Origin of the sequence: Megasphaera sp. DJF_B143 (assembly GCF_900320625.1) — a bacterium.
GTDB classification, from domain to species: domain Bacteria; phylum Bacillota; class Negativicutes; order Veillonellales; family Megasphaeraceae; genus Megasphaera; species Megasphaera hexanoica.
Window position 1 is genome coordinate 1 of the sequence record NZ_ONTA01000185.1, and the last position, 3,025, is coordinate 3,025.

General features: G+C 49.6%; 5 protein-coding genes. 1 reads left to right on the forward strand and 4 read right to left on the reverse strand.

Annotated features, from left to right (window positions below):
* Positions 1-86: 86 nt before the first annotated feature.
* The 4 genes from DBO31_RS05600 to DBO31_RS05615 form a co-directional block, all read right to left on the reverse strand.
* Entirely contained in the window at positions 87-1,175 is a 1,089-nt protein-coding gene (locus DBO31_RS05600) for an iron-containing alcohol dehydrogenase family protein (protein WP_150824654.1), read from the reverse strand.
* Positions 1,176-1,187: 12 nt separating this feature from the next.
* On the reverse strand, positions 1,188-1,724 hold the full coding sequence (locus tag DBO31_RS05605) for a gamma carbonic anhydrase family protein (RefSeq protein WP_150824655.1): 537 nt from the start codon (positions 1,722-1,724) through the stop codon (positions 1,188-1,190).
* A gap of 80 nt (positions 1,725-1,804) precedes the next feature.
* The gene (locus tag DBO31_RS05610; RefSeq protein WP_150824656.1) at positions 1,805-2,446 is read right to left on the reverse strand and encodes a sugar O-acetyltransferase; all 642 of its coding nucleotides are present in this window, start codon (positions 2,444-2,446) and stop codon (positions 1,805-1,807) included.
* A 12-nt stretch (positions 2,447-2,458) separates the two neighbouring features.
* Positions 2,459-2,797, reverse strand: coding sequence for a hypothetical protein (locus DBO31_RS05615; RefSeq protein WP_113856206.1), 339 nt, complete (start codon positions 2,795-2,797; stop codon positions 2,459-2,461).
* Between the two features lie 92 nt (positions 2,798-2,889).
* Here DBO31_RS05615 and DBO31_RS05620 point away from each other — a divergent pair.
* Positions 2,890-3,025, forward strand: a 136-nt coding sequence (locus DBO31_RS05620; RefSeq protein ID WP_200817466.1) for an RNase H1/viroplasmin domain-containing protein, incomplete at its 3' end; no start/stop codon positions are given.

A 3,025-nucleotide genomic window follows, 5' to 3' on the forward strand; every position in this document is an offset into this window, starting at 1 on the left:
ACATAAAAACCAGCTCTGTGTGAAGCTATCCATCTTCACACAGAGCCGGTTTTCATCCGGTACGGCACTCACGGTACCCGTCTGGTTCAGGCCAGTTCCCGGTATAGGCGGGCAATGACTTCACCATTCACTTCATAAGGGGTGGACGCAACTGCTCCCGTAGGCAGCGTCAGCCGGACATACTCTTCTATTTCCTCTTCCGTAAGGGAAACCCGTTCCGGCATGAGACTGTGCAGGCAGTCCGCAAAGTCCTGCAGGCCGGAAAATCCCAGGATGTCCCAGATTTTTTCCACCTTATCTTCCATCGTTTCTGTCATGAGCCGCATATACCCCGGCAATAACAGGCCATTCGCCCGGCCATGGGACAATCCTTTATAATAAGTCAGCTGATAACCCATGCCGTGTACCAGAGTCGTTCCCGTCTGGGCAATGACCATACCGGCAGTCGTCGCGCCGTACATCAGGTCTTCCCGGACGACATAAGGGATATTTCCTTCCAGATCAGTCAGATGGGGACCGAGGAAGCGCATCGCTTCTTCTGCCCATACGTCACTCATGGGAGTCGATTTCCGCGACATATACCCTTCTATGGCATGGGATAGGGCATCAACGGCCGTATCCATAGTCACAGTCGTACTGACGCTTTCTGTAAAGGACGGATCCGCATAGGACAGTACGGGGAAAATAAGGGGTGTATTGACCGATTGTTTCGTCCCGGCATGGGGATTAGTCAGCACGCCAACCTTCGTCACTTCACTACCCGTTCCGGATGTCGTCGGAACGGTCACGATAGGCAGCGGCCGGACATAAGGACCGGTAAATAACGCCGCATCATCCAGGTCATTCGTACATAGAAGGGCTATGACTTTCGCCGCATCCATAGGGGAACCACCACCGATGCCGATAACGAAATCGACATGCTGGGATTTGCCAAAGTCAGCGGCCCTGCGGACGGTGTCGATAGAAGGATTGTTTTCTATCTGGTCAAACAATACCCAGGCTACACCCTCTGATTCCAGCGCATCCGTTACGGCCTTCTGGGACCCATTGATTTTTGCGGAATGGCGTCCCGTCACGATCAGTGCCTTTTTTCCCAGCTGCTTCAGATTCTTCCCTGCTCCCTTCAGACAATCTTTGCCAAAATACAGGCGGGTCGGCATTTCATACATAAACATGAGTAATCCCTCCTATTTTTTCTGCTGCATCGTTTTCTGCATGGCCTTGTATTCCTGACCCAGCGCCTCGTATTCCAAGATATCTTGACGAACGGCATCGACTTCCTCCTGCCGCAGAGACCGGACGAATTTAAAGGGCGTCCCATACACCATGGAACGGGGCTGGATAACTTTATTCTGCGTAATCATGGTTCCTGCCCCAATGATGCATTCTGCTCCGATATCGGCATTAGCCAGTAAAATGGCACCCATGCCAATCAGTGTACCACTGCCGATATGTTTGCAATGGATGACGGCACTGTGGCCAACCATGCAATAATCGTCCAGGACGAGCGGATCGCCGGGATCCACATGAATCACCGTATTGTCCTGTATATTGACGCCTTTACCGATGATAATTTCGTTATCATCACCACGGACGAGGACGCCAGGCCACAGGTTTGCTCCTTTTTTTATGGTAACCTTGCCGACAACCGTTACATTATCTGCCAGATAGGCGCCGGGATCAATATCCGGCCACTGGCCGCGGAAGGGATAAATATATGCCATACGAATTCCTCCTGTACTATTTCATTATGTTACACGCATCTATTATATACCATTTCGATGGCAGGCACAAAAGGTACCGCTTATTTCAGATTGTTCCGAAAAAAGTCCCGGTCCTCCGGCAGGATGCGCCAGGCCTGGGAATCGTCATCTGTAATGGGACGGACGGGCTTGCAGGGAACGCCAAAAGCCAAATAATTGTCAGGAATATCCTTCGTCACGACCGATCCGGCACCGATGACCACATTGTCACCGATATGGACACCGCCCAGGACGGCCACGTTAGCAGCAATCCAGACATTATTCCCGATATGGATATCCTCGGCAAATTCGGCCATAGTCATCCGCCCTTCTTCACTCAGGCCCAGCCGTTCCTGTGGAAGAAGGGGATGATTCGTTGCCAGAAGTGATACATTGGGGCCGATACATACGTTATCGCCAATGAATACGCGGGCATCGTCCATGACGACCAGATTGAAATTAGCAAAAAAATTTTCCCCGATAAACGTATGGCAGCCATAGTTGAACTGGAGCGGTCCCTGAAAATAAAATATCCGGCCGATGGATCCCATGACCTGACGCATGATATCCGTTCTTGCGGGGTCAGTCTCATCGAGGCGATTATATTCCCGGCACAGCCGGTGGGTGCGCCGCTTGATTTCTACCAGTTCACTACAACGGTTGTTAAAGATATGACCTGAAAATATTTTTTCTTCTTCTGTCATAATATACCTCCATTATTCTACTCCGGGAAAACTATGGACAAAACGGATACGGATATCAGGGAACGAATCGACAAACTGGATGGTAAAATCTTCCCCATAACTTACAAACTGCCACTCACCAATGCTATCGGGAAAGGAATCGACAACTTTAACGCGTAAATCAGGAAAGCTCTGAACGACCTGTACCCGTATATCGGGAAAAGAATCGACAACCCGTACTTTTCCTGCAAGGCGGATATCTTTATAATAGCCATCGCTGTTGATGACGGTCGCTGCCTGCACTCCAGACAGGACAAAGAAACAACCAAAAATTAGTAAAATAAAGCGCATGAGGGACATCCTGTATTTCATAGTACGAACATCCTTTCTATGGTTTTCTCTATTAAATCGGTTCATTCCATGATACAATCAGTACGATAATAATTCTGAAATGAGGTGTTTCTATGCCAAAAAAAATATATGCCGTACGAAACGGCCGCCAGACCGGACTGTTTACCACCTGGGCTGAATGCCAGAAACAGGTAACCGGCTATGCCGGAGCCCGTTTCAAAGGATTTACCAGTGCAGAAGAGGCGATGC